Source organism: Diaminobutyricimonas aerilata (assembly GCF_002797715.1).
Lineage (GTDB): Bacteria > Actinomycetota > Actinomycetes > Actinomycetales > Microbacteriaceae > Diaminobutyricimonas > Diaminobutyricimonas aerilata.
Map to the genome: position 1 here is coordinate 3136912 of NZ_PGFF01000001.1, position 25627 is coordinate 3162538.

The following is a 25627-nucleotide window of genomic DNA, read 5'->3' on the forward strand; positions in this document are numbered from 1 at the left end:
GCTCTCCCTTCCGTTCGGCAACGCCTGTCCAGCGTGCAGGGTTGACGCTGCGTCAGGCTCAAGCACGAATCCGGCGCGCGAGGTCACGTTCCGCGTCGCTATCTCGTCGTACTCATGAGACCGGTTTTCCCCGGCCGAGCGAGGAGTCGAGCGATGGACCACACGGCGAAGCGAAACGGCGCGAGCGCGAGCCGCGCGACCTCGTGGCTGCAGCAGCGGCCCGCGGTGCAGAAGCTGCGCGACGCCCTTTCGCGCAACGGAGAGCGGCCGAGGTGGTCGACCATGTTCTGGCCGGTCGCCGTGGCGAGCTTCGTCGTGGTCGTCATCACGGGGTTCTACCTCACCGCGTTCTATGACCCGTCGATCGAGCAGACGCGATACGACGGCGACTATGCGCCCCTGCGCGGCACGGAGATGTCGCGAGCGCTCGAGTCGACACTCGGCATCACCTTCGACGTGCCGGGCGGGCTGTTCGCGCGGCAGCTGCACGGATGGGCGTCGTCGCTCATGATCGCGGCGCTGCTCGTCCACCTGCTCGCCCTGTTCTTCACGGGCCGGTACCGCAAGCCGGCGCGGATGACGTGGGTGTTCGTCTTCGTCGTGCTGTTCTTGAGCATGGCGGGCGGGCTCACCGGCGTCGTGCTGCCCGACGACCTCGTCTCCGGCAGCAGCCTCGCCGTGCTCGACGGGGTGACCAAGGCGGTGCCGGTCGTCGGCACCTGGCTGTCGTTCCTCATCTTCCAGGGGCAGGGCACGAGCGGCGCGATCGGGCTCTTCTACCCGCTGCACGTCTTCGCACTGCCGCTGGCCATCGCCGGCGCGATCGCGTTCGTGGTGCTCGGCGCGCTCCGCGTGCCCGAACGCCTCCCCCGGTGGAAGGCGACCGGATGGGCGCTGGCCGCGACGGCGACGCGTCGAGCGCCGCTGTTCTTCCTCGTCGCGGCGACGCTCACGATCGTCTCCGCGGCGGTGACGATCAACCCGGTGTGGATCTACGGACCGGCCGACCCGGGCAATGCGGCGGCGGGGGCGGGCGCGCTCTGGTATCTCGCGTTCCTCGACGGCGCACAACGCCTCATGCCTCCCGGATGGGAGATCGTGTGGCTCGACCGCACCTGGACCCTCGCGATCCTCGTGCCGGTCGGCGTCGCGGGACTGTTCCTCGTCGTCGCGCTCATGTACCCGTTCATCGAGTCCGTGCTCACCGGCGACCGACGCGACCACGTCGCTCCCGAGCGCCCGCGGAACGTGCCCACTCGCACGGCGACCGGTGTCGCCGGCATGGTGTTCTACGGGGTGCTGTGGGCGGCCGCAGCGTCCGACGTGATCGCGGCGCAACTGCAGCTCGGCCTCGAGAACGTCGTGCACGCCCTCCAGCTGACGCTGCTGATCGGACCGGTGGTCGCGTTCCTCCTCACGAAACGCATCTGCCTCGACCTGCAGGCGAAGGACCGCGAACTGCTGCGGCACGGACGCGAGACCGGGCGCATCGTGCGCCTCCCGGGGGGCGAGTACATCGAGGTGCACGCGCCGATCGACGACGACGAGCGCCGCGCCCTGTCGTCGGTGCCGGTGGGGCCGACCGTCGTGCGCCCCGGACCGGACGGCCGCATCCGGGTGTCCACCCGCGTTCACGCGGTCGCGTCGCGCTGGTTCTCCGACGGCGCGGCGACCCCTGCCGCCGACGACGCGCGGCCGGTAGAACTGGAGCGGACAGGAACGAGGTCGGATGCCCGCTGAGAGCCGCGACGACCCGGCGGCGCCCGACGCCGCGGCCGAACGCCACGCGCTGCTCGGCCTCTGCTACCGCATCCTCGGCTCGCTCGCCGACGCCGAGGATGCCGTGCAGGAGACGTACGCGCGGTGGCACCGCCTCGGCGAGCAGGAACGGCGCGGGATCACCGCACGCCGCAGCTGGCTCATGACGACGGCGAGCCGCATCTGCCTCGACATGCTCGGCACCGCCCGTGCCCGCCGCGAGCACTACGTCGGGCAGTGGCTGCCCGAGCCCGTGCCGCAGGCGGGGTTGTGGCAGAGCACGACCGCGACCGTCGACCCGGCGGACCGGGTGACACTCGACGAGTCGGTGTCGATGGCGCTGCTCGTCGTGCTCGAGTCGATGACGCCCGCGGAACGCGTCGCCTTCGTGCTGCACGACGTGTTCCAGTACACCTTCGCGGAGGTCGGCGAGATCGTCGGCCGCTCCCCGGAGGCGTGCCGGCAGCTCGCGTCGTCCGCACGCAAGCGCGTGCGGGGTGCCCGCCGCGCACCGGCGGATGCGGCGCAGCACGCGGCGCTCGTGCGGTCGTTCAAGGCCGCGTGGGAGACCGGGGAGATCGACGCGCTGCTGCCGCTGCTCGACCCGGACACGGTCGCCGTCGCCGACGGCGGCGGGGTCGGCGGCGCGAGCCCACGGCCGGTCGAGGGTGCGGCCCGCGTCGCGTGGCTGTTCGCCGACCTCCGTCACCGCGCCCCCGACCTGGTGCTCGCCGAGACCGAGGTGAACGGCGTGCCCGGCCTGATCGCCCGCCGGGACGGGCAGACGGTCGCCGTCATCTCGCTTTCGGTCTCGAACGGACGCATCGACCGCATCTGGGGCGTGAGCAATCCGGAGAAGCTCCGCGCCTGGCGGTGAGCGCGCTACGCCGTCGCCGCGACCGGCGCGACCGGCTGCTCGATCTTCGACACGTGGTAGTGACTGATGAGCCAGTCGCCGCCCGTCGAGCGGAGCACCGCGGTGAGGTGCACGGGGATCACCGCAGCCTCCGGCGGGGTGAAGTCGACGCGCACGTACGCGAGCACGGCATCGGCGGAGATCGGGCGGATCTCACGGATCTCGTATTCGGCGCGGAGGCCGAGCGGCTGCTTGTCGTAGTAGGCGGCGATCCCCGCCCGCCCGACGGTGTGCACGGGGTCGAACCCCTGGAAGATCGCGTCGTCGGTGAAGACGGAGGCGACGTCATCCGGCCGGTGAGCGCGGATGCCCGCCGCCCAGGCGTCGAGGGTGGCGGTGACGGCCGGTTCGGCCGAGTCGGTGGTGCTCATGGGAGTTGCCTTTCGAGTCCGGCGGCCGGGGCGCCCAGTCGGACGCCCCCGGCCGCGATCGGTTTCAGTAGCCGGCGCTCTGTCCGCCGTCGACGTGCAGGAACTCGCCCGTGACGAACGGGGCCTGCTCGAGGTAGACGACACCGCGCACGACGTCGTCGATGGTGCCCATGCGCCCGACCGGGTGCAGGCCGGCGTAGGTGGCGTGCGTCTCCTCGGCGTGCAGCGGGGTCTTGATGATGCCGGGCGAGACGGCGTTGAAGCGGATGCCGCGCGCCGCGTACTCGATGGCGAGCGACTTCACGACCGCCGCCGTGCCGCCCTTGGTGAGGGACGCGAGCGCCGACGGCACGTTCGAGTTGGCGTTCTCGACGAGGGTGGTGGTCACGTTCACGACGTGGCCCGCTCCCTGCTCGGCCATCTGCGCCACGGCCTTCTGGGTGACGTGGAAGAAGCCGCCGAGGTTCACGCGCAACGCGGTGTCGTAGTCGTCCTGGGTGTAGTCGAGGAACGGCTTGGCGATGAAGATGCCCGCGTTGTTGACGAGCGTGTCCACGCGACCGAACGCGTCGATCGCCGTGCGGATGACGGCGTCGGCGACCGTGGGGTCGGAGATGTCGCCGGACACGGTGCGAACGAGGTCGTCGTCCGACGCGCCGATCGAGCGGGAGTTCGCGACGACGGCGTATCCGAGTTCGCGGTACGCCTCGACGAGACCAGCCCCGATGCCCTGTGAGCCGCCCGTGATGACGGCGACCTTGAGTGTGTCCATGTTGCACTTCCTTTAGTAGACGGTCGGTCGACTATCGACCATGGACAGTTATAGCCGACCGGTCGTATAATCGCAACCATGGGACGGAAATCAGACGCGGGAGACCGGATCCTCGCTGCCGGCACCAAGTTGTTCGGGCAGCGGGCGTACGCCTCGATCGGTGTCGCGGAGATCGCCGCCGAGGCCGGAGTGCCGAAGGGGAGCTTCTACTACTTCTTCCCGTCGAAGCAGGCGCTCGCACTCGCCGTCGTCGACGCCCACTGGGAGCAGCAGCGCGCCGAATGGTTGCGCATCCTCACGGCCGCCGAGCCGCTCACCGAACGCCTGCGCGGACTGTTCGCGTCGACGGTCGAGGTGCAGCGGCAGGCCGTCGCCGGCACCGGGGCGGTGGTGGGCTGTCTGTTCGGCAACCTCGCGCTCGAGGTGAGCGCGCAGGACGACCCGGTGCGGGCGCGACTGCAGCAGATCTTCGAGGAGCAGATCGACATCGTCGAGGAGGCCATCCGCCCCGAGCATGCGGCCGGTCGGTCGGGCTTCGGCACCGCGCGGGAGGCCGCGAAGGCGATCGTCGCCCAGATCGAGGGCATGGTGTTGTTCGCGAAGCTCTTCAACGACCCGGGTCAGCTCGACCCGCTGCTGCAGAACAGCCTGCGGCTGCTCGGCCTCGACGACGCGCGCACGGCCGCCTGAACCCGCGCGCTACGGACGGTTCCCTTCGACAGGCTCAGGGAACGAACGCGCTCGCTGAGCCTGTCGAAGCGAGTACGCACGAACTGTTCCCTTCGACAGGCTCAGGGAACGAACGCGCTCGCTGAACCGTGCCCTCAGGCGCCGGTCGGGTCGTCGGGGTCGAGGTCCTCGGCGCGGAGGCGCTCGCCCGTGGGGGTGCGGAACGACGCCTCCTCGCGCTTGGCGACGAGCTCATCGAGCGCGACCTCGGAATCGGACGGCGTCGCGTCGGCATCCGGTTCGAACACATCGGGCTCGGGGCTCGGCTGCACGACGGCGCCGTCGCTTCCCGGTTCCGCCGCGCCGGAGCGCTCGTCGTCGGAATCGGGGTGCGGGAGCAGGGGCTCGGACATCGACATGCGCGCATGATCGCATGCGCACGTGACCGGACGGCCCTACCTGAACGGCAGCCGCAGAACCAGCCGTTAACCCGGCGCCGCTACAGTGACGGGCCGTCCCGCGCCCGCGGACGCAAGGAGGTCGAGTGCTCGCGTCGCCATTGCTGAGGTCGCACCACGCGGCGCCCCCGCGCACGCTCCTCGACATCCTGCGCGAGACCGCCGCACGCGTCCCCGACGCCTCCGCTCTCGATGACGGAGAGGTGTCGCTGAGCTACCGCGAGCTGCTCGCCGCCGTCATCGCCACGGGCGCGCGCCTCAACGCGGCCGGCGTGCGGCGCGGCGACCGCGTCGGTGTGCGGATGCGGTCGGGCACCCGCCACCTGTACGTCGCCATCCTCGGCATCATCGCCGCCGGGGCGGCGTACGTGCCCGTCGACGCCGACGATCCGGACGAGCGGGCCCGCCTCGTCTTCGGCGAAGCGGATGTGGTGGGCGTCGTCGGCGACGGAGGATACGTGTCGCGGCGCACCGCCGACGCGCGACCGGAGCCGATCCTCACGGCGCCGGCACCGCATCCGAGCACGGCGAGTTCGCCGATCATCGACCCGCCGACCGTCGACGACGACGCGTGGATCATCTTCACGTCGGGCTCGACCGGCACCCCGAAGGGTGTCGCCGTCTCGCACCGCAGTGCGGCCGCGTTCGTGGATGCCGAGGCGCGGCTGTTCCTGCAGCACGAGCCGATGGGGCCGAACGACCGCGTGCTCGCCGGATTGAGCGTCGCGTTCGACGCGTCGTGCGAGGAGATGTGGCTCGCCTGGCGGCACGGCGCGTGCCTCGTGCCCGCGCCCCGCTCGCTCGTGCGCAGCGGCGCGGATCTCGGTCCGTGGCTGCAGACCCGCGGCATCACGATCGTGTCGACCGTGCCGACGCTCGCATCGCTGTGGCCGGCCGAGTCGCTCGAGAACGTGCGCATGCTCATCTTCGGCGGCGAGGCGTGCCCGCCGGAACTCGCCGCCCGGCTCGCGACCGACGGACGCGAGGTGTGGAACACCTACGGCCCCACCGAGGCCACCGTGGTCGCGTGCGCCGCCCCGCTCGACGGCTCGGCGCCGGTGCGCATCGGACTGCCCCTCGACGGGTGGGACCTCGCGGTCGTCGGCCCCGACGGCACGCCCGTCGCGGACGGTGAGCCCGGGGAACTCGTGATCGGCGGGGTGGGCCTCGCACGCTACCTCGACCCGGCGAAGGACGCCGAGAAGTACGCACCGCACGCGGGCCTGGGCTGGGAGCGTGCCTACCGCAGCGGCGACCTCGTGCGGTTCGACGGCACCGGACTCGTGTTCCAGGGTCGCGCCGACGACCAGGTGAAGGTCGGAGGCCGCCGCATCGAGCTCGGCGAGATCGAGTCGGCGCTGCAGGAGCTGCCCGGGGTCTCCGGCGCCGCCGCGGCGGTGCGCACGACCGAGGCGGGGGTGCAGGTGCTCGTCGGCTACCTCGCCGTGCTCGACGCGACCGCGTTCGACGCCGCGGCTGCCGCCGCGCGACTGCGGGAACGACTCCCGGCGCCGCTCGTGCCGCTGCTCGCCGTCGTCGACGACCTGCCGACCCGCACCTCCGGCAAGGTCGACAAGGCCGCCCTGCCGTGGCCGTTGCCCGGCACGGGCGACGCGGAGGCGACGCTGCCGGATGCGGTGCGCGAGCTCGCCGCCGACTGGCGCGCGGTGCTCGGACTGCCCGTGGAGAGCGTCGACGCGAACTTCTTCGACCTCGGCGGCAGTTCGCTCGCCGCCGCGCAGCTCGTGAGCCGCATCCGCCGCCGGCACGCCGACTTCACCGTCGCCGAGCTCTACGAGCATCCGCGGCTCGGCGCCCTCGCGGATGCGCTCGCCGCCCGCGAGGGCGACTCGGAGCCGGCGCGCACCGACTATCACCGCGTCACGCCCACCCCGCGGCGGATGCAGGTGCTGCAGACGCTGCTGGGCATCCCGTTGTTCATGTTGAGCGGCATCCGCTGGCTCGCCTACGCCCTCACGGCCTCCACCGTGCTCGCGTCGCAGCCGGGGTGGGAGGGGTTCCCGTCGGTGTCGCCGTGGGTGCTCGCGATCGGACTGCTGCTCTTCGCGACGCCGTTCGGGCGCATGACGATCTCCGCGGTGAGCGCGCGGCTGCTGCTGCACGGACTGCAGCCCGGCGACTACCCGCGCGGCGGCGGCGTGCACCTGCGGCTGTGGGTCGCCGAGCAGGTCGCCCACCAGGTCGGGGCCGTCAGCCTCGCCGGGGCGCCGTGGATCACCTACTACGCCCGCGCCCTCGGCGCGCGCGTCGCGGCGGACGTCGAGTTGCACTCCGTGCCGCCCGTCACCGGACTGCTCACGATCGGTCGTGGCGCCTCCATCGAGCCGGAGGTCGACCTCGCCGGCTACTGGATCGACGGCGACATCGTGCGCATCGGCGCGCTGCGCATCGGCGCGGAGGCGACCGTCGGCGCGCGCAGCACCCTGCTGCCGGGCACCCGGATCGGCAAGCGCGCGGAGATCGCGCCCGGCTCGTCGGTGTTCGGGCGGGTGCGCTCCGGGCAGCTGTGGGCGGGCTCCCCCGCCGTGCGCGTCGGCAAGGCCCGCGGCTGGTGGCCCGACGAGCGCGCCCCACGGCCGCGCCGCTGGTACTGGGCGTTCGGGGCGTCGTCGGTGCTCATCTCGCTCATCCCGGTGATGGCGCTCGCGGCGGGTGGTCTCATCGTCGCCCTCGCCGTGCGCGGAAGCGACACCCTGGGCGAGGTCGCGGCGCGATCCGCCCTCGCCCTCGTGCCGGCGACCGTGGTCACCGGGCTCGTGCTCGCCCTCGCCGTCGTCGGCATCGTGCGGCTGCTCGGCCTCGGGATGCGCGAAGGCGTCTACCCGGTGCACAGCCGCGTCGGCTGGCAGGCGTGGTGCACCGAGCGGCTGCTCGACCTCGCCCGTGAGCTGCTCTTCCCCATCTACTCGAGCATGCTCACCCCGGTGTGGCTGCGGATGCTCGGGGCGAAGGTCGGTCGCGACGTCGAGGCGTCGACGGTGCTGCTGCTGCCGCGGATGACGACGATCCGCGACGGCGCGTTCCTCGCCGACGACACCCTCGTGGCCGGATACGAGCTCGGCGGCGGATGGATGCGCATCGCCGAGGTCGAGATCGGCCGCCGCGCGTTCCTCGGCAACTCCGGCATGGCGGCCGGCGGCAACCGGGTGCCCAAGGACGGGCTCGTCGCCGTACTCTCGGCCGCGCCGCCCAAGTCGAAGGCGGGCTCGTCGTGGCTCGGCTCCCCCGCGGTGCGGCTGCGCCGCAGCGTCACCGAGGGCGATCCGGCCCGCACGTTCGCGCCGCCGCGGCGCCTGCGCGTCGCCCGTGCCCTGTGGGAGGCGTGCCGGTTCGTGCCGGTCGTCGTCACGTGCGGACTCGGCCTCGCGGTGCTCGTCGTGCTCGCGGCGCTGACGGAGGCGCTCGGGCTTCTTGCCGCGATCCTGCTGAGCGGACCGGTGCTGCTGGCCGGCGGCGTCCTCGCCGCGGCCGTGAGCACGGCCGCCAAGTGGGCCCTCGTCGGACGGATGCGCGCGAGCGAGCATCCGCTCTGGTCGTCGTTCGTGTGGCGCACCGAGGTCGTCGACGTCTTCACCGAGATGGTGGCCGCGCCCTGGTTCGCCAACGCCGCATCCGGAACCCCTGCGCTCACCCTGTGGCTGCGCAGCCTCGGGGCGAAGATCGGACGCGGGGTGTGGTGCGAGACCTACTGGCTGCCCGAACCGGATCTCGCGCGGCTCGACGACGGCTCGACGGTGAATCGCGGCTGCGTCGTGCAGACCCACCTCTTCCATGATCGAATAATGAGCATGGATGAGGTGACCTTGCGCGCCGGGGCGACGCTCGGTCCCCACAGCGTCGTGCTGCCGGCCGCGCAGATCGGCGCCCACGGCACCGTCGGACCGGCGTCGCTCGTCATGCGCGGCGAGCTCGTACCGGAGGGCACGCGCTGGAGCGGCAACCCCATCGGGCCGTGGCGCGAGGTCACCACCGCGGTGTACTACCCCGTCGGCGCCTGATGGCGGCCGCCCTCCGCACGCACTCGAGAACCGCGGACCCTTACGTTCCCGGCAACGGCAGCCTCGACTACGCCGTCGACTCGTACGCCCTCGACCTGCGGTACCGGGTCGCGTCGAACCGGATGCAGGGCGTCGCCGTGATCGAAGCGGTCGCGTTGACGTCGCTCTCGCGCATCGAGCTCGACCTGTCGACCCTCAAGGCGACGCGGGTGCTCGTCGACGGGGATCCGACCGCCCACCGGCAGACGGCGCACAAGCTCATCGTCGCCGCCCGCTCCACGATCGAGGCGGGCAGCCGGTTCTCGGTGCGGGTCGAATACTCGGGCGCGCCGCGCCCGCGGCGGAGCCCGTGGGGATCGGTCGGCTGGGAGGAACTCGAAGACGGCGTCATCGTCGCGGCGCAGCCGAGCGGAGCGTCCACCTGGTTCCCGTGCAACGACCGGCCGAGCGACAAGGCGACCTACGACATCCGGGTAACGACGGATGCGGCGTACACCGTGATCGCGAACGGCCGGCTCGCGGGATCGACGGCCTCCCGCGGCGATCGCACCTGGCACTACGTGCAGCAGCAGCCCACCGCGACCTACCTCGCGACGGTGCAGATCGGCCGCTACACGACGGATGCGGTGGACCTCGCGGGTGTACCGGGCGTGCTCGCCTATCCGCGCCCGCTCGCCCGGCGGGTGCGGGCGGACCTCGGCGCGCTGGACCGCATGATGGCGCTGTTCATCGACCGCTTCGGTCCGTACCCCTTCGACGGATACGCCGTGGTCGTCACGCCGGATCCGCTCGAGATCCCGCTCGAGGCGCAGAGCCTCGCGATCTTCGGGGCGAACCTCATCGACGGCATCGGCGGCTCGGAACGCCTCGTCGCCCACGAACTCGCCCACCAGTGGTTCGGCAACAGCGTCGGCGTCGCCGCGTGGCAGCACATCTGGCTCAACGAGGGGTTCGCCTGTTACGCCGAGTGGTTGTGGTCGGAGGAGCGCGGCGGCCCGAGCGCCGACGCCTGCGCCCGCGACCACCACGCCGGGCTCGCCGCGAAACCGCAGCAGCTCGTGCTCGACGATCCGGGCGCCCGCGACATGTTCGACGACCGCGTGTACAAGCGCGGCGCGGTCGCCCTGCACGCGCTGCGACTCGGTGTCGGGGACGACGCGTTCTTCGGCGTGCTGCGCCGCTGGTGCGACGAGTACCGCGGCGAGGTCGCCACGACGGCGGACTTCGTCGCCCTCGCCGAGGCGTCGACCGGCGCGGACCTCACCGCGTGGGCCGACGCGTGGTTGCACACCGCGGCGCTGCCCGCCCTCCCCCGCTGACGCGGCGGTCGCACGGCGGTTCCCTTCGACGGGCTCAGGGAACGCACGCTCGCTGAGCCTGTCGAAGCGGGTCGTACGGCGGTTCCCTTCGACAGGCTCAGGGAACGCACGCTCGCTGAGCCTGTCGAAGCGGGCCGTACGGCGGTTCCCTTCGACAGGCTCAGGGAACGCACGCTCGCTGAGCCTGTCGAAGCGGGCCGTACGGCGGTTCCCTTCGACGGGCTCAGGGAACGGGGCGAAGCTCGGGGAACGGTGGAGCACCTTCCGTCGCACATCCGGCCGCCCCTAGGGTCGGGGCATGGCGAAGGCGAGCAGTCCCGCGGTCGAGATCGAGGTCGGTGGGCGCACGGTGCGCATCAGCAATCCGGACCGGGTGTACTTCCCGGCGCGCGGCGAGACGAAGCTCGACCTCGTGAACTACTACCTCTCCGTCGGCGACGGCATCGTGAACGCACTGCGGGAGCGGCCGTGCATGATGCACCGGTTCCCGGAGGGTGTCGCCGGCGAGAAGGTGCATCAGAAGCGCCTGCCGTACGGGGCGCCGCCGTGGATGGAGACGGTGCAGGTGTTCTTTCCGCGGTACAAGCGCACGGCGGATGAGCTGTGCGTCACCGAGCTCGCGCAGGTCGCGTGGGCGGTGCAGATGTCGACCGTCGAGTTCCACCCGTGGAACAGCCGCCGGGCGCACGTCGAGCAGCCTGACGAGTGGCGCATCGACCTCGACCCCATGCCGGAGTGCGGGTTCGACCGCGTGCGGCGGGTCGCCCACATCGCCCACGAGGTGCTCGACGAGATCGGCGCGACCGGATGGCCGAAGACCTCCGGCGGCCGCGGCATCCACATCTACGTGCGCATCAAGCCGGAGCACGGGTTCGACGACGTGCGCCGGGCGGCACTCGCGTTCGCGCGCGAGGTCGAGCGACGAGCCCCGGATGAGGTCACGACGGAATGGTGGCGGCGCGACCGCGACCCGAAGGCGCTCTTCGTGGACTACAACCAGAACGCGCGGGATCACACCATCGCGGCCGCCTACTCGGTGCGCGGCAATCCGATCGGCACCGTCTCGACGCCCATCCGGTGGGATGAGATCGACGCGGTGGAGCCCGACGACTTCACGATCGCCACGGTGCCGAAGCGATTCGCCGAACTGGGCGACCTGCACGCCGGCATCGACGACGCCGTCTTCGACCTCGCGCCGCTGCTCGAGTGGGCCGATCGCGACGAACGCGAGGGAGCCGCGCCGCCGGCGGATCCCGACGACCGCGACTAGACGGCAGCCGGCTCGGGCTGGGCCGGCTCCCGCACGGCGACACTGAGCACGGCGTCGACCGGCTGCTCCACCTCGACGAAGCGGTAGCGGATGCGCGTGTCGCCGAGCGTCGCGAAGGATCCGTCGTCCGAGACGAGCACCCGGGCCGGATCGACCCGGAGTCCCCGCCCGTCGGCTTTGAGCACCGCCTCGATACGAGTCCACCGCCGCAGGAGTTGCCGCACATCCATCGCATCGACGCCGACGAGTGCCGCGATCGACGCGATCCGCTCCGCCGGCTGGGCCGCGAGCTCCGCATCGACGCCCACGTCGCCCTCGTCGGTGACGGCGACCCACGTGCCGGTGCCCGCGTGGGTCACGCTCACCCACGCCCCGACGGCTGCGCCCGACCGCGACCGCAGCGACGGACGGCCGTGCGGGCCGCCGCAATCCGGGCAGACCGCCGACACGACGAGGTCGTCCTCGGGCACGCCGAGCACCGTCGCGGCGAGCGCGCGGGCGTCGGCGGCACCCGCGCCCGGGGTGCCGCCGACGACCCTGCGGACCAGCAGCACGGTCAGCGGCGAGCGCCGTCGGCGGTGTCGTCGACGAACGCCTCATCACGGGACGCCGTCGGCGACGCGTCGCCCGCGGACGGCACCCCGCGCCGCGCAGCCTCGAGCGCCTCGGCCTCGGCGCCGCCGACCGCTTCGCCTCGGGCCACGAGACCCGCCACATCCGACAACGGGATCTGCTTGAGGAACAGCGACAGCACGAAGGCGAGCCCGATGAACGGCAGCAGGTACCAGAAGACCGGGGCGAGGGCGTCGGCGTACGCCGCGACGATGCCATCGCGCACCTCGTCCGGCAGCGACTGGAGGGTCCGCGGGTCGATCGTCGCCGCCGACGACGAGGCGTCGGCGGCGCTCGCCCCCGCCGCCGCGAACACGCCGGTGAGGTTCTCGGTGAGCCGGGTGGTGAAGATCGTGCCGAACACGGCGACGCCGAGCGACGCCCCGACCTCGCGGAAGTAGTTGTTCGTGCTCGTCGCCGTGCCGATGAGCGAGGGACTCACCGAGTTCTGCGTCACGAGCACCACGACCTGCATGATCAGCCCGAGCCCGGCGCCGAAGACGAAGAGGAAGACGCAGATGAGCCAGATCGGCGTCTCGGCACTCAGACTCGTCATGGCCACCATGGCCGCCCCCGTGACGAGGGTGCCGAGGATCGGATACATCTTGTACCGCCCGGTGCGGGTGATCGCGATTCCGGAGGCGATCGAGGTTCCCATGAGCCCGACCATCATCGGCAGCATGAGCAGCCCGGACTCGGCGGCCGACGTGCCCGACGACATCTGCAGGAACGTCGGGATGAACCCGATCGCGGCGAACATGCCGAGCCCGAGGGTGAGTCCGATCGCGGTCGCGTTGACGAAGATCGGGTTGCGGAAGAGCGACAGCGGGATGATCGGGTCCTTCGCGCGCGACTCGACGAGCACGAACAGCAGTGCGGCCACCACGAGCCCAGCTCCGAAGAGCCAGGTGAGCGGGTCGTCCCAGCCGTGGGCGGAGTCGCCGCCGAAGTCGGTGAAGAAGATCAGGCACGTCGTCGCGGCCGACAGGGTGAGCACACCGAGGATGTCGATCGGGGCCGTCGCCTTCTTGCTCGGCAGGGTGAGGGTGAACCAGGCGATGACGAACGCCGCGATGCCGATCGGGATGTTGATGTAGAACGCCCACTGCCAGGTGAGGTGGTCGACGAAGAGCCCACCGAGGAGGGGACCGCCGACGGCAGAGAGTCCGAAGACCGCGCCGAGGGGCCCGAGGTACTTGCCCCGCTCCGACGCCGGCACGATGTCGGCGATGATCGCCTGCGAGAGGATCATGAGCCCGCCGCCGCCGAGGCCCTGGATGGCGCGGAACACCACGAGGGCCCAGAAGTCGCCCGCGAACGCGCAGCCGACCGAGGCGAGGGTGAACAGCGCGATGGCGACGAGGAACAGGTTCCGGCGGCCCAGCACGTCGCCGAACTTGCCGTACACGGGCATGACGATCGTCGTGGCGAGCAGGTAGGCGGTCGTCACCCACACCTGGTGCTCCACGCCGCCGAGTTCACCGACGATCGTGGGCATGGCGGTCGAGACGATCGTCTGGTCGAGGCTCGAGAGCAGCATGCCCGAGATGAGCGCGGCGAAGATGATCCAGATGCGGCGCTGGGTGAGCAGGAACGGCGCGTCGGCGCCGCGGGTGGAGGGGCTGGCGGCGGTGGTCACGGGGTGTCCTTCCGGGAGGGCGACGGGGCGAGCACGGCGCGAGCCGCGTCGAGGGATGCGGTGAGGGCGCGGTCGAACTCCTCGACCGCGCCGTGCGCGAGGATGCGGTCGCTCGCGTCTCGGAGCAGCACGAAGACGATGTGCACGGCGGTGCGGGCTCGAGGATCGTCGGTGCCGACCCCCTCCCGCAGCGCGACGAGCTCGATGAGACCGCGTTCGCGGTCCTGCGTCTGCCCGAGGAACCGGGCGAGGAGACGCGGTTCCCGCATGATGGCGGCGTGGAGGTCCGCGCGTTCTGCGAGGCCGAGGTCATCGGTGCGGACGTGTTCGCGCGCGAGGTCGACGAGATCGTCGATCACCGCGGGCCAGCCGCGGGACCCGAGGGCGAGGAAACGCTCGGCGAGACGCTGGCCTTCGTCGGCCTCGTCGACGCCGAGCACCGCCTCCTCTTTGGAGGGGAAGTAGTTGAAGAAGGTACGCCGGGAGACGCCGACTTCGGAGCACAGCTCCTCGACGGTGAAGCCGCTGAGGCCACGCTCGGCCGTCAGGCGCCGGGAGGCTGTCGTGAGGCGCGCGGCCGTCTTCTCGCGACGTTGCTCACGCGTCGACGGAGTTGCACTATTAGTCACGTAGTGCATTCTTGCACTTCATCGCATTGAGTGCAACGCGCATCCTGATCGTCGACTGCAAATCGCCGACGACGCGGCGCATCGCCCGCACACTGGCCGGGAGAGGCGACATGAACCACATCCTCAGCAGCTCGGCGGAGCGGCAACTGCTGCACGCCTGGCGTTCGGTGCGGGCGGACGAGCGCGCATTCGGCGCGGGCGCGCACGCCGGCGAATGGGCTCGCGCGGAGGCGATCCTCGAAGCGCTGCGCGTGCTGCACCGGGAGACGGAGCGGGGCACCTACAGCCCGGCCGAAGAGGAGAGCCTCGGGGAGCTGCTGCAGGCCGCCCTCGACCACGTCATCCGCATGTCGCGACGCGCCTCCGACACACCGGAGTAGCGCGCCGAGCGGACGACGCCCGGGCGCCCGCGGCTCCTGAACCTTGTCGCGGACGCCGCGACACCGGTGCTCCCGCACCGATGGGGCGCCTCACACGGCAGTCCCGCATACGGGATGGGCGTCGCGCAACGATCGGCGCGATCCCCACATTGCGCGCCCAGCTGGGCGGCGGCGTCAGTCCGTCTGCTCCTCGAGCAGCACGAGCCCCCCGGGCGTGTTCGCCGACGCGGACAAGCGCTCGAGCCACTCGCGGTTGAGGGTCGGCGGGCGCGTGCCGAAGTACTTGAACCGGATGGGGACGGCCGGCGAGATCCAGACGCTCGCCCTCGTCTCGCCGCGCCCCTCCGTGAACGTGAAGAAGAACGATTCGCGGCGGCGCAGCTTCGAGCCGATCACCACCTGCAGGTGTGCGAGGGTGCGGTCTTCGATCTCGATGCGTTGCGGCCGATCACCGTAGAGCAGAACCCCCAACCCGCATCCCTTCCCCTGCGTGACACCCGACCAGTGAAAGTTACCCGCCCGCGAAGATGCTCGTGGGGGGTTGACACATGCGTTCACCCAACGGTAGGCGCGACAACACCCCCGCTCTCAGGAGCGGGGGTGCCGGTCGATGGGTTTCTCAGCGCAGTGCCTGCTGCGCCTCCTCCATGGTGCCGAACACGCCCAGGGTCTTGCCCAGGCGCGTCGTGACCTGGTAGCCGCTGCCCCAGATCTGCTCGATCATGCCGGCGAACTCGCCGTCACGCCGTCCCACCCAGAGTCCGGCCTGCACAGCGCTCCATTGCGTGCGCGGGACCGCGTCCGTTTCGGTGGCGGTCGCGCTATCCGTCATCAGTGTCATGTGGTGCTCCCGTTGCCTGTTCCCCACCGACAGCTTCGAGCGCGCCCCGTCCGCGGGGTGCCATCGGTGTCCGAACCATGACACGCCGGGGGACAGCCGGGGGACAAGAGTCCCGGGTGATTTCTCAGCAAGAGCACGTCGCTTGTCAAGTCGACGCGCGGGTTCACCCCTGGGACACGAGTTCGAGCACCGCCTCGCCGTACGACTCGAGCTTCTTCTCCCCGACTCCGCTGATCGTCGACAGCGCTTCGAGGGATCCCGGGCGGGTGGCCGCGATCCCGCGCAAGGTCGCGTCGCCGAACACGACATAGGCGGGCACACCCTGTTCGCGTGCCACGCCCGCGCGCCAGGCGCGCAACCGTTCGAACAGCGGCTGGGCGCCGGAGGGCAGTTCGGCCGCGGCGGCACTGCGCAGCTTGCGTCCCCCGCGGGAGGCGACCGGATCCCGCCGCAGTCGCACCTGCCGCGATCCGTTGAGCACCGACGCCGACCCCTCGGTGAGCACGATCGTGCCGTACCCGTCGCCGTGGACGGCCAGCAACTGCTGGGCGAGCAGCTGCCGCACGACGCCGCGCCACTCCTGTTCGCTCAATTCGGTGCCGATGCCGAAGGTGCTGAGCTGGTCGTGGCCGTACTGCGCCATGCGCGGGGTCTGCTTGCCGAGCAGGATGTCGATGAGGTGCCCCGCTCCGAAGCGCTGGTGGCGCTCGCGCCACAACCGCACGACGGTCGAGAGGAGCTTCTGCGCCGGAACGGTGCCGTCGAACGACTCCGGCGGGGTGAGGCACGTGTCGCAATTGCCGCACGGCTCGGACTGCTGCCCGAAGTACGCCAGCAGCTGCACCCGGCGGCACTCGATGGTCTCGCACAGCGCGAGCATCGCGTCGAGGTGCTGACTCGCGCGCCGTTTGAACGCCGCATCGCCCTCGGACTTGTCGATGAGCTGACGCTGCTGCACGACATCCTGCAGCCCGTAGGCGAGCCAGGCGGTCGAGGGCAGTCCGTCACGTCCGGCGCGGCCGGTCTCCTGGTAGTAGCCCTCCACGCTCTTCGGCAGGTCGAGGTGGGCGACGAAGCGCACGTCGGGCTTGTCGATGCCCATCCCGAACGCGATCGTGGCGACCATCACGATGCCGTCCTCACGCAGGAACCGCGACTGGTTCGCGGCACGCGTGGCCGTGTCGAGGCCCGCGTGATACGGCAGAGCCGGAACGCCGGCGTCGTTCAGCGCCTGTGCCGTCTTCTCGACCGAGGCGCGCGAGAGGCAATAGACGATCCCGGCGTCGCCCGGGTGCTCGGTGCGGATGAGACTCAGGAGCTGCTTGACCGGCTCGTTCTTGCCCTCGATGCGGTACTGGATGTTCGGTCGGTCGAAGCTCGCGACGAAATGCCGGGCGTCCTGCAGCTGCAGTCGCTCCGTGATCTCGCGATGCGTCGCCTCGGTCGCGGTCGCCGTGAGCGCGATGCGCGGCACGCTGGGCCAACGCTCGTGCAGCACCGTGAGACCGAGGTAGTCCGGACGGAAGTCATGACCCCACTGCGCGACGCAGTGCGCCTCGTCGATGGCGAACAGCGCGAGCTCGGCCCGGTCGAGCAGGGCGAGGGTCGACGACACCTTGAGCCGTTCCGGCGCGAGGTACAGCAGGTCGAGTTCGCCGGCGAGGAGGGCTCGCTCGACGGCCATCCGCTGGTCGGGCGACTGGGTGGAGTTGAGGAAGCCGGCACGGGCGCCCACGGCGGTGAGCGCATCCACCTGGTCTTGCATGAGGGCGATGAGCGGCGAGACGACGACGCCGGTGCCGGGGCGCACGAGCGCGGGCACCTGGTAGCACAGCGACTTGCCGCCGCCGGTCGGCATGAGCACGAGGGCGTCGCCACCGGAGATGACGTGGTCGACGATCTCGGCCTGCTGACCGCGGAAGCTGTCGTACCCGAAGACGGTGTCGAGCACGGACAGGGCGGACGTCACCCGACGAGTGTACGGAACGCTCCCGACGCTCAGATCTCCCAGCCGAACTCGGTGGAGTAGTCGTGCTTCTGGGGACGCACGGCGGCGGGCACACCGACGAGCAGCGAGCGAGGCGGAGCCGAGCGGATGACGACCGCCCCGGCACCCACGACGCTGTCGTCGCCGACCGTGATGTCGCCGAGCAGCGACGCGCCCGCTCCGATGACGACGCGGTCCCCGACCGTCGGGTGCCGCTTCACCGGATTCGCCGTCGTGCCGCCGAGGGTCACGCCGTGGTACATCATCACGTCGTCGCCGATCACCGCCGTCTCGCCGATGACCACGCCCATGCCGTGGTCGATGAACAGCCGTCGGCCGATCGTCGCGCCGGGGTGGATCTCGATACCGGTGAAGAAGCGGGCGAGCTGCGACACCACGCGGGCGAGCAGGCGGAGCCGGGCGCGCCAGAGCCGGTGCGCGAACCGGTACCACCACACGGCATGGAGCCCCGAGTACAGCAGCCACACCTCGAACGCGGAGCGCGCCGCCGGATCCCGGCGGCGCGCTCCGGCGATGTCGTCACGGACCCCCACGTCAGTCGGCGAGGTCCTCGTAGAGCACGGTCGACAGGTAGCGCTCGCCGTAGCTGGCCACGATCACGACGATCGTCTTGCCCGCGTTCTCGGGACGCTTCGCGAGTTCGACGGCCGCGTGCACCGTGGCGCCGGAGGAGATGCCGGCGAGGATGCCCTCCTCGGCGGCGAGCCGGCGGGCCATGGCGACGGACTGCGTGATGTTGACGTCGATGACCTCGTCGTAGACCTCGCGGTCGAGGATCTCGGGCACGAAGTTCGCGCCGATGCCCTGGATCTTGTGCGGTCCGGGAGCGCCGCCGTTGAGGATCGGCGACTCCTCCGGCTCGACCGCGACGACGGTGAGTCCGGGCTTCTGCTCCTTGAGGTAGTTGCCGGCACCGGTGATGGTGCCGCCCGTGCCGATGCCGGAGACGAACACGTCGACGGCGCCGTCGGTGTCCTCCCACACCTCGGGGCCGGTGGTGGCGCGGTGGACGGCTGGGTTCGCCTCGTTGGCGAACTGGCGGGCGAGCACGGCGCCGGGGGTGTTCGCGACGATCTCGTCGGCCTTCTCGACCGCGCCGCGCATGCCCTCCGAGCCCGGGGTGAGCACGAGCTGCGCGCCGTACGCGCGCAGCAGCATCCGCCGCTCCTTGCTCATCGTCTCGGGCATCGTGAGCACGACCTTGTAGCCGCGCGCGGCGCCGACCATGGCGAGAGCGATGCCGGTGTTGCCGCTCGTGCCCTCGACGATGGTGCCGCCGGGCTGCAGCGCGCCGGACTTCTCCGCGGCGTCGACGATGGCGATGCCGATGCGGTCCTTGACGCTCGCGGACGGGTTGTAGAATTCCAGCTTCGCGAGCACGGTCGCGGCCGCTCCGTCGGTCACGCGGTTCAAGCGGACGAGGGGGGTGCGGCCGAAGGCCTCGGTGATGGAGGAGTGGATGCGCGCCATGCGTGATCTCTTTCGAAAGGTGGGCGTACGAGGAGAGCGGGTCCGGGTGGTCACAGCCTAAGACGCGGCGCTGGATGACGCGTCATCATGACGCGCGACGGCCCGCACCCTCGCCATACCGTGCCGTGTCAGCCGCCGACGCAGTTCGGATCACCTTCGCCGAAACAGGGCACGTAGCCGTCGTCGACCACGGGAGCCGGCTCGGGGGTCCACCGCCCCTGCGGCACGGCGAACACGCCGGCGAGGGCGACGGTGAGCAGCACGACCGCGATCCCGGTGATGACGGCGCGCGTGCGCCGGCGTACCGCCGCGACGACGGTGCCCGCGACGCCGAGTGCCAGCGCGGTGCCGCCGGTGAGAAGGTAACGGGCCTCCTCGCCGGGCGACGGCCGGTCGGATTCGCCCCAGATGGTGAAGTACACCTCGAGGTACTGCAGCATCAGCAGCAGGGCGGCGGCCGCACCGCCGAGCAGCAGAAGGATCGTGACCACCCCCGCCGCCCGTGGGCGGGAATCGTCGCGTGCCGCGAGCCCGGAGGCGAGCGCGCCGACGGCAGCACTGGCGCCGAAGGCGAAGAGCTGGAGGAACCACATCACCGCGAAGAGCACTCCGCCGCCTCCGCCGGCGGCGAATGCGGAGGGCAGCGTCGAGATGCCCAGGTCGATCACGGTGGCGATGAGGGCGACGACGACGAAGGCGATCCGGCGACGTGACGACGACGCGTGCGCCATCCGCATGGCGACGAGCGCGAGCCCCACGGCGTACAGGAGGGTGCGCCACGAGATCACCGCCGCGGACGCCGTGGCGAGCAGGGACTGCGCCGAGACGGCGCCGACCAGAAGCACCGACCCGAGCACGAACACGGCGAGCGTGACGGCGCCTGCTGTGAACGCTTCGACCGCCGGACGCGCCGCGGGCCGCCCGTCGTCGCGCGTCGGCGTCACGACGGAATGTGAAACGGGCTCCATTCCTGGATGCTAGCGGACGCGGAACGGCCCGCACCCTCGCGGGTGCGGGCCGTCCGGTGCCGCGGATTACCAGACGACGAGCACGTCCGGCACGCTCAGCGAGCGCTCGAATCCGTCGTCGCCCTGGTACCGCACGGTGACGAGGTGGATGCCCTTCGTGAACTTGGGCAGCGTGAGCGAGACGCGACCCTCGTCGTCCAGCGTGCCCGTGGCGATCACCTTGGTGCCGTCGTACACCTTCACGTCGCCGGTCGGCACCGCGTCGCCCGCGGCGGTCACCCGGGCGGAGAGCTTCACCGCCGTCTTGGGACTCGCGAAGGTGTGACTCAGCGAGGCGTAGGTGCGGGTCGACAGCACGACCGGCTCCTCCGTCTCGGTGATCTCGATCGGCACGTCGATGCTCGAGCCGGTCTCCGGCACCGACACGGTCAACGCCTGCGCACCCGACACGCCCTCCGGGATCGTGATCGTGACCTGCGCCGAGCCCTGCTCGTCGTAGAAGTCGGTGATCGCGAACTGGAGCGGTGCGCTCGCGAGCTCGGTCTCGCCGAGGCTCACGACCGCCGTGCCGGTCGTCGGTGCGCCGTTGCTGAAGGCGAGCGACGAGAGGTCGAGCGTCACCTGATCACCGGCGCTGTAGCCGTCGGCATCCGGGGCGCTCAGCGTGACGCCGTACGACCGCTGCGCGAGGTCGGGCGACGCGGGCGACTCGGCGGCGAAGTAGTCGGAGATCGCCTGCAGGTCGACCCGACCGGAGTCGGCCCGCTGCGTGCCCTGCGCGAGGGTGAAGAACTGGTCTCCACCGCCCGCGAGGAACGAGTTGGTGACGATCCTGATCGACTGATCCGCCGTGACGAGCTTGTCGTCCAGGTACATCGCGGTGATGCGCGAGCCGGCCGGAGCGGTCGGATCGTAGGCATACCGGAACCCGTCGGACAGGCCGAGCTTCAGGAAGGGGCGGGCGAGCCCGGCGGGCTGCCACTGCTCCTCGAGCACCTGCTCGAGCTGGTGGCCCTTGAGGGTGAGTGTCACGAGCGTGTTCGCGAACGGCTGCACGTTGGCCGCCTCGCGGTAGGTCACCGTGCCATCCGGGTCGCCGGGTCCGCTCGACGCGTACGTCAGGTCGGCGCGGATGCCACCCGGGTTCATGATCGCCAGTTCGGTGCCGAGATCCTGCGTCGCCCAGAGCTGCACGTCGGCGATGAAGTTGCCGATCGTGGACTCCGCGCCCCGGTTCTCGGTGGTGCCGTTCGAGAACACGCCGCGCTTGAGGTCGCCGGTGATCTCACCGAGCGGCCGCTTGCCGAGCTCGTTCGCGACCGCGACGGCGTTCGCGACGATCGCCGCGACCTCCGGGTCGGGCGCGGCCGCGCGGAACAGTGGCTTCACCTCGGCCGAGATCTCCAGCAGCTCGCCCGTGGTCGGGTCGACCGAGAGGCTCAGATGACCGAAGCTCTCGCCGTACTGACCCGACTGGATGACCGGCATCACGCGGTCGGTGCCGGGAACCGGCACCTCGTGGTCGTACACCTGGTGGGTGTGCGCCGACACGATCGCGTCGACGTTGCCGACGACCCCGTTGACGATCTGACCGAAGGCCGAGTCGTTCGTCGCCTGCGAGATGTCGGGACCGGCGGCGCCCTCGTGCACGAGCAGCACGAGCACATCCGCTTCGCCGTTGGCGTCGTCGCCGTCCTGCAGCTGGTCCGCCACGCGGTTCACCGCGGTCGGGATGTCACCGAAGTCGAGCGTCGCGATGCCGGTGGGGCTCACGAGCCCGTACATGTCCTCGGTGATCGCTCCGATGAATCCGACCGAGACACCGTCGACCTCGGAGATGAAGTACGGGTCGTAGGCGGGCTCGGTGGTGCCCTTCTCGTAGATGTTCGCCGAGATGTACGGGAAGTCGGACGCCGGGATGACCCGCTCGTCGACGTCGGCTCGTCCACGGTCGAACTCGTGGTTGCCGAAGGTGCTCACGTCGAGCCCGATCTCATTGAGCACGTCGATCGTGGGCTGGTCCTGCTGCACGAACGAGTCGAACGTCGAGGCGCCGATGCTGTCACCGGCCGAGACGAACAGGGTGTTCGGGTTGTCGGCGCGGTACTGGTCGACGACCCCTCCGAGCACCGCGGCTCCCGCCGCGGGCGAGGCCTCGACGAGGCGGCCGTGGAAGTCGTTGATCGACAGCACGTCGATGTCGACCGGAGCCTCGGTCGCGCTGATCCCGACGTTGATCGGGTCATGGTCGCTCGATCGGAACGGGGTGCCCGCCTCGGTCGCCGGGTAGGAGTACCCTCGGTCGCTCCACTCTGCCGAGTTGATGCCCCAGACGCCGACGCCGGTGACGTTCTCGGCGAGCGAGCCGGTCACGAGCGCGTGGTCGAGGGAGCCGAGCTCGCCGTCGAAGGTGTAGGTGTACTGACCCGGCGCGCGGGTCGGCACGAGGTCGACCATCCCGGCGCCCGTGAGCACCTGGATCGGGTCCTCCTGCGCGTAGGAGTTGAAGTCGCCGAGCAGGATGACGTCGTCGCTCTTCGCCGGGTCGTCGATGATGCCCTGCACGAGACCGGCCAGACGCGTGGCCTGCTCGACGCGCTCGGCGTTGAACTGACCCTGCCCGTCGGCCGGCTCGGGGCCGTCGCCGCTCTTCGACTTGAGGTGGTTCGACACGACCGTGACGACCTTGCCCGCGGCGTCGAAGGTCTGCGCGACCGGCTCACGTGCGATGTCCCACACGGTCTCGTCGATGTCGGTGAAACTTTCGCCCACCGGCGTCGCGACGGACGGCTTGAAGATGATGGCGTTGGTGATGTAGTCGGTGGTCGCCGCATCCTGCAGCGCCGTGGGCGTGCGCACGTAGTCCCAGGTGCCGGCGCCCGCGGCCTCGTTGAGGCCGGCGACGAGGTCGGCGAGCGCCGAGTCGACGGGCTTGCCGAGCTTGACCGAGTTCTCGATCTCCTGCAGCGCGACGATGTCGGCGCCGAGTCCGTTGATCGCGGTCACGATCTTCGACTTCTGGATGGCGAACTGCTCCGCGCTGCGGGCGCCGCGAGCCGGCTCCTCGAACGTCGTGAAGTAGTTGTAGACGTTGAATGCGCCGACCTGCACGTCGCCGCCGACCTCGGGGGCGGTCTCGGGGCGCGCGTTCTCCGTCTCGAACGTGGGCTCGTAGAGGGCGGTCTCCGGGGCGGAGCTGTCGCTCAGCGGCACCTGCGGCTGCAGGCGCCAGTCGTCGAAGCCCCAGCTCAGCACCATGCCGCCGGCGGGCGACACGAAGCGATCGCCGCCTCGCACGACCTCGTCCTTCTCGAAGTACGGCTGCCCGCCCGGGTGGGCGTTGTTGCTCACCTGGATGCTGTAGCCGTCGTCGACGAGGAGGCGGTTGGCGCGGTTCGCGACCGCGATCGCGTTCGCCTCCGGTCCGGCATCCGTCGTCTCGGTGCTCTTGACCGCCTGCTCACCGACGTTGAGCCACAGCGTGCCGAAGTTGTAGAGCTGGTGGCTCGAGCTGAGCACCGCCGACTCCGGGGTGACGAGCATGCCCTCGTACGCCTCGCGGGCGTTGCCCTGGGTGACGTTCGGCAGCACGGTCGGAGCGGGCACGCCGGCGCCCGCCTGGAGCACCTCGACCGCGTCGGCCGCGGTCGCGGAGACCTGCGTCTGGTTGAAGTACTCGCCCGCGACGCCGGTGACCCGGATCTTGTCGCCGATGGCGAGCTGCGGGTTCGCGTTCCCGAGGAACACGAAGAGCCCCTGCGACCCGAAGGCGGGGTCGACGGCGCCCGCGCCGGACCCTTCCGCCTGGATGAACACGCCGCGGTAGCCGCTGGCGGTCTGGGCACGGTAGTCGGCGGTGACGATGCCCTCGACGGTGACGGTGGAACCGTTCAGGGGCGTCGTCGCCCCGGTCCCCTGCACCTGGGCGATCGTGTGCGTCGTCTCGGCCGCGTGGGCGGCCGGAACGGTCAGCGCGCTGAGTCCCAGGGCCACGGCCGCCGACGCTGCGAGCGCCGACAGGTGGAGGGGGGATCGGCGCGCACGAGCGGGTTCAGACATGGACTCGTGGTCTCCTCGTGTGGAAAAGGACAGAAGCATCCCGTCTACCCCCGGATGGGGGGAGACAGGTGCAGCCTAAGTCGGAGCACCGACGTTGGGAAGATCCGCCGCAACCGGTAACGCAAAGTTCACGCGGCGGGCGGTGGAACGCCCGGTCCGCGCCGGAGTGACCGTCAGCGGAGCGTCCCTCAGGCGCGTTCCCCGTCGCGAATCGCGGGTGGGACGCCGCTGCACCCGCGATATGCGACGGGAACGGTCGGTTTCCCGTCGGTAGATGCCCTTACGGCAGCTCCATAAGGGCATCTACTGACGGGAAACGGCTCGGCGGGCGGCAGCGCGGGGCGAGGGGGCCCGGCGCGACACGAGGGGGTCGCGACACGGGAGGCGGCAGGGCGTCGGCGCGCGGTCAGTCGGCGATGAGGCGCTTGCCGAGGCTCACGGCCGCGTCGGGGGCGTAGCCGAGCGCGCGGTAGAACTCGAGCGCCTGCTCGTTGTCGGCGCGCACCTGCAGGTTGAGCTTCGGGCAGCCGATCGCCTCGAGCCGCCGCTCGATCTCCGCCATGAGGGCGCGACCGTGGCCGGCGCCGCGGTGTGCGGGCGCGACGGCGAGGTAGTTGACCCACCCGCGGTGCCCGTCGTAGCCGGCCATCGCGCTCGCGGCGACCGCGCCGTCGACCGCGCCGACCAGGAAGAACTCGCGCTGCACCTCGAGCTTGCGGCGGATGTCGCGGTACGGGTCGTTCCACGGACGGGTGAGGCCGCAGTCGCGCCACAGCGCGACCACGGCCTCCGTGTCGTTCTCGTCGAAGGGGCGGATGCGCATCCGTCCATTGTGGACGGATGCGCGGTGCCTCAACGGGTGAAGCGGTCCTTCGCCGACTTGAGCAGTCCGGCGGCGGGCCGCTGCTGCTCACCCTGCTGCGCCGCGAGCACGAGCAGCACGAGGGTGAGCGCGGGCGTCACCCACTGCACGATCTTCTGCTGGCGCTGCACCGACGTGAGCTTGCCCGACGATGCTGCGGACGCCTCGGTCGCACCCTCGACGGGCTCATAGGAGTGCTTCGCCTGCTGGGCGCCGAGCACACCGTTGTAGACGGTCGACGCGATCGCGGCACCGGTGACGGCGAGCTTGATGTAGGTGTTCGTGCGGGCCTCGGGCTGCTTGAGCAGTCGCGCCTTGTTGCCGAGGATGAGGCCGACACCGCCGATGCCGTGCACGGCCATCGCGGCGAACTGCACGGGCGCCCACTTCGCCCAGCCCACGGAGGCGAGCTTGAGGCGTTCGGTCGGGTCCTTCGCGGCGGCCGCGGCGCCGTTGAGGCCGATGTCGCCCATCAGGCTGCCGCCGAACCAGGCGGCGAGGCCGATGTCGTGCAGGGAACGGATGAGGGTCTGACGTTCAGACATGGCTGACCTCCGGGGGATTCGGTTGTTATCCCCACGGTGCGCTCCCCCGCGACGCCTGCCAA

The 25627-nt window shown here is 71.1% G+C and carries 22 protein-coding genes; 7 read left to right on the forward strand and 15 right to left on the reverse strand.

The window, feature by feature from the left end:
• The first annotated feature begins 153 nt into the window (after positions 1-153).
• Together CLV46_RS14955 and sigJ are read left to right on the forward strand one after the other, a co-directional pair.
• Positions 154-1740 (forward strand): cytochrome b, encoded by a 1587-nt coding sequence (locus CLV46_RS14955; RefSeq protein WP_157802352.1) that lies wholly within the window; start codon positions 154-156, stop codon positions 1738-1740.
• Positions 1730-2635: an RNA polymerase sigma factor SigJ gene (gene sigJ, locus CLV46_RS14960; protein WP_100365513.1), complete on the forward strand. Its 906-nt coding sequence runs from the start codon at positions 1730-1732 to the stop codon at positions 2633-2635. Before CLV46_RS14955 ends, sigJ begins: the two co-directional genes overlap by 11 nt.
• A gap of 5 nt (positions 2636-2640) precedes the next feature.
• On the opposite strand, the gene CLV46_RS14965 is transcribed toward sigJ, so the two are convergent.
• Both CLV46_RS14965 and CLV46_RS14970 read right to left on the reverse strand, forming a co-directional pair.
• Positions 2641-3045 (reverse strand): YybH family protein, encoded by a 405-nt coding sequence (locus tag CLV46_RS14965; RefSeq protein WP_100365514.1) that lies wholly within the window; start codon positions 3043-3045, stop codon positions 2641-2643.
• A gap of 64 nt (positions 3046-3109) precedes the next feature.
• Positions 3110-3817, reverse strand: coding sequence for an SDR family NAD(P)-dependent oxidoreductase (locus CLV46_RS14970; protein ID WP_100365515.1), 708 nt, complete (start codon positions 3815-3817; stop codon positions 3110-3112).
• A gap of 78 nt (positions 3818-3895) precedes the next feature.
• Here CLV46_RS14970 and CLV46_RS14975 point away from each other — a divergent pair, with 78 nt between their 5' ends.
• Positions 3896-4507 (forward strand): TetR/AcrR family transcriptional regulator, encoded by a 612-nt coding sequence (locus CLV46_RS14975; protein ID WP_100365516.1) that lies wholly within the window; start codon positions 3896-3898, stop codon positions 4505-4507.
• Positions 4508-4641: 134 nt separating this feature from the next.
• Here CLV46_RS14975 and CLV46_RS14980 read toward each other — a convergent pair whose 3' ends face one another.
• Positions 4642-4905, reverse strand: a complete 264-nt coding sequence (locus CLV46_RS14980) for a hypothetical protein (protein WP_100365517.1) — start codon at positions 4903-4905, stop codon at positions 4642-4644.
• Between the two features lie 125 nt (positions 4906-5030).
• Between CLV46_RS14980 and CLV46_RS14985 the strand changes: the two genes are divergently transcribed.
• The 3 genes from CLV46_RS14985 (at position 5031) to ligD (ending at position 11552) form a co-directional block, all read left to right on the forward strand.
• A complete protein-coding gene (locus CLV46_RS14985; protein ID WP_100365518.1) occupies positions 5031-8963 on the forward strand; it encodes a Pls/PosA family non-ribosomal peptide synthetase in 3933 nt (1310 codons plus the stop codon).
• Positions 8963-10282 (forward strand): M1 family metallopeptidase, encoded by a 1320-nt coding sequence (locus CLV46_RS14990; protein ID WP_100365519.1) that lies wholly within the window; start codon positions 8963-8965, stop codon positions 10280-10282. Before CLV46_RS14985 ends, CLV46_RS14990 begins: the two co-directional genes overlap by 1 nt.
• A 298-nt stretch (positions 10283-10580) precedes the next feature.
• Entirely contained in the window at positions 10581-11552 is a 972-nt protein-coding gene (ligD, locus tag CLV46_RS14995; protein WP_100365520.1) for a non-homologous end-joining DNA ligase, read from the forward strand.
• On the opposite strand, the gene CLV46_RS15000 is transcribed toward ligD, so the two are convergent.
• From CLV46_RS15000 to CLV46_RS15010, 3 genes are read right to left on the reverse strand one after another with little or no spacing between them, the layout of a single operon-like run.
• The gene (locus tag CLV46_RS15000; RefSeq protein ID WP_100365521.1) at positions 11549-12106 is read right to left on the reverse strand and encodes a 4'-phosphopantetheinyl transferase family protein; all 558 of its coding nucleotides are present in this window, start codon (positions 12104-12106) and stop codon (positions 11549-11551) included. The genes ligD and CLV46_RS15000 overlap by 4 nt on opposite strands.
• Positions 12107-12108: 2 nt before the next feature.
• Entirely contained in the window at positions 12109-13803 is a 1695-nt protein-coding gene (locus tag CLV46_RS15005) for an MDR family MFS transporter (protein ID WP_100365522.1), read from the reverse strand.
• Positions 13800-14432: a TetR/AcrR family transcriptional regulator gene (locus CLV46_RS15010; RefSeq protein ID WP_425430413.1), complete on the reverse strand. Its 633-nt coding sequence runs from the start codon at positions 14430-14432 to the stop codon at positions 13800-13802. Before CLV46_RS15010 ends, CLV46_RS15005 begins: the two co-directional genes overlap by 4 nt.
• 110 nt (positions 14433-14542) lie before the next feature.
• Here CLV46_RS15010 and CLV46_RS15015 point away from each other — a divergent pair, with 110 nt between their 5' ends.
• Complete coding sequence (locus CLV46_RS15015) at positions 14543-14812, forward strand: hypothetical protein (RefSeq protein ID WP_157802353.1); 270 nt, start codon at positions 14543-14545, stop codon at positions 14810-14812.
• Between the two features lie 174 nt (positions 14813-14986).
• Here CLV46_RS15015 and CLV46_RS15020 read toward each other — a convergent pair whose 3' ends face one another.
• From CLV46_RS15020 to CLV46_RS15060, 9 genes are all read right to left on the reverse strand, one after another.
• A complete protein-coding gene (locus tag CLV46_RS15020) occupies positions 14987-15283 on the reverse strand; it encodes a DUF7882 family protein (RefSeq protein ID WP_100365525.1) in 297 nt (98 codons plus the stop codon).
• 148 nt (positions 15284-15431) lie between these two features.
• Positions 15432-15653, reverse strand: a complete 222-nt coding sequence (locus tag CLV46_RS15025) for a hypothetical protein (protein WP_245866914.1) — start codon at positions 15651-15653, stop codon at positions 15432-15434.
• Between the two features lie 163 nt (positions 15654-15816).
• Positions 15817-17622 carry a DNA helicase RecQ gene (gene recQ, locus CLV46_RS15030; protein ID WP_100365526.1) on the reverse strand — a complete coding sequence of 602 codons (1806 nt, stop codon included), beginning with the start codon at positions 17620-17622 and terminating at the stop codon, positions 15817-15819.
• 29 nt (positions 17623-17651) lie between these two features.
• Positions 17652-18194, reverse strand: coding sequence for a serine O-acetyltransferase EpsC (gene epsC / locus CLV46_RS15035; protein ID WP_100365527.1), 543 nt, complete (start codon positions 18192-18194; stop codon positions 17652-17654).
• 1 nt (position 18195) lies between these two features.
• Positions 18196-19131 carry a cysteine synthase A gene (cysK, locus tag CLV46_RS15040; RefSeq protein ID WP_100365528.1) on the reverse strand — a complete coding sequence of 312 codons (936 nt, stop codon included), beginning with the start codon at positions 19129-19131 and terminating at the stop codon, positions 18196-18198.
• 128 nt (positions 19132-19259) lie between these two features.
• Positions 19260-20099, reverse strand: coding sequence for a DUF6234 family protein (locus CLV46_RS15045; protein WP_157802354.1), 840 nt, complete (start codon positions 20097-20099; stop codon positions 19260-19262).
• A gap of 66 nt (positions 20100-20165) precedes the next feature.
• Positions 20166-24092 (reverse strand): ExeM/NucH family extracellular endonuclease, encoded by a 3927-nt coding sequence (locus tag CLV46_RS15050; RefSeq protein ID WP_245866917.1) that lies wholly within the window; start codon positions 24090-24092, stop codon positions 20166-20168.
• A gap of 472 nt (positions 24093-24564) precedes the next feature.
• The gene (locus CLV46_RS15055) at positions 24565-24981 is read right to left on the reverse strand and encodes a GNAT family acetyltransferase (protein ID WP_100365531.1); all 417 of its coding nucleotides are present in this window, start codon (positions 24979-24981) and stop codon (positions 24565-24567) included.
• A 29-nt stretch (positions 24982-25010) separates the two neighbouring features.
• Complete coding sequence (locus CLV46_RS15060) at positions 25011-25565, reverse strand: hypothetical protein (protein WP_100365532.1); 555 nt, start codon at positions 25563-25565, stop codon at positions 25011-25013.
• Positions 25566-25627: the final 62 nt, after the last annotated feature.

Bases quoted from the DNA above. Each gene is read 5' to 3' on its own strand.
- CLV46_RS14955 (WP_157802352.1), top strand. From the start codon at position 154: ATGGACCACACGGCGAAGCGAAACGGCGCGAGCGCGAGCCGCGCGACC.
- sigJ (WP_100365513.1), top strand. From the start codon at position 1,730: ATGCCCGCTGAGAGCCGCGACGACCCGGCGGCGCCCGACGCCGCGGCC.
- CLV46_RS14965 (WP_100365514.1), bottom strand. From the start codon at position 3,045: ATGAGCACCACCGACTCGGCCGAACCGGCCGTCACCGCCACCCTCGAC.
- CLV46_RS14970 (WP_100365515.1), bottom strand. From the start codon at position 3,817: ATGGACACACTCAAGGTCGCCGTCATCACGGGCGGCTCACAGGGCATC.
- CLV46_RS14975 (WP_100365516.1), top strand. From the start codon at position 3,896: ATGGGACGGAAATCAGACGCGGGAGACCGGATCCTCGCTGCCGGCACC.
- CLV46_RS14980 (WP_100365517.1), bottom strand. From the start codon at position 4,905: ATGTCGATGTCCGAGCCCCTGCTCCCGCACCCCGATTCCGACGACGAG.
- CLV46_RS14990 (WP_100365519.1), top strand. From the start codon at position 8,963: ATGGCGGCCGCCCTCCGCACGCACTCGAGAACCGCGGACCCTTACGTT.
- ligD (WP_100365520.1), top strand. From the start codon at position 10,581: ATGGCGAAGGCGAGCAGTCCCGCGGTCGAGATCGAGGTCGGTGGGCGC.
- CLV46_RS15015 (WP_157802353.1), top strand. From the start codon at position 14,543: ATGAACCACATCCTCAGCAGCTCGGCGGAGCGGCAACTGCTGCACGCC.
- CLV46_RS15025 (WP_245866914.1), bottom strand. From the start codon at position 15,653: ATGACACTGATGACGGATAGCGCGACCGCCACCGAAACGGACGCGGTC.
- cysK (WP_100365528.1), bottom strand. From the start codon at position 19,131: ATGGCGCGCATCCACTCCTCCATCACCGAGGCCTTCGGCCGCACCCCC.
- CLV46_RS15045 (WP_157802354.1), bottom strand. From the start codon at position 20,099: ATGGAGCCCGTTTCACATTCCGTCGTGACGCCGACGCGCGACGACGGG.
- CLV46_RS15055 (WP_100365531.1), bottom strand. From the start codon at position 24,981: ATGCGCATCCGCCCCTTCGACGAGAACGACACGGAGGCCGTGGTCGCG.
- CLV46_RS15060 (WP_100365532.1), bottom strand. From the start codon at position 25,565: ATGTCTGAACGTCAGACCCTCATCCGTTCCCTGCACGACATCGGCCTC.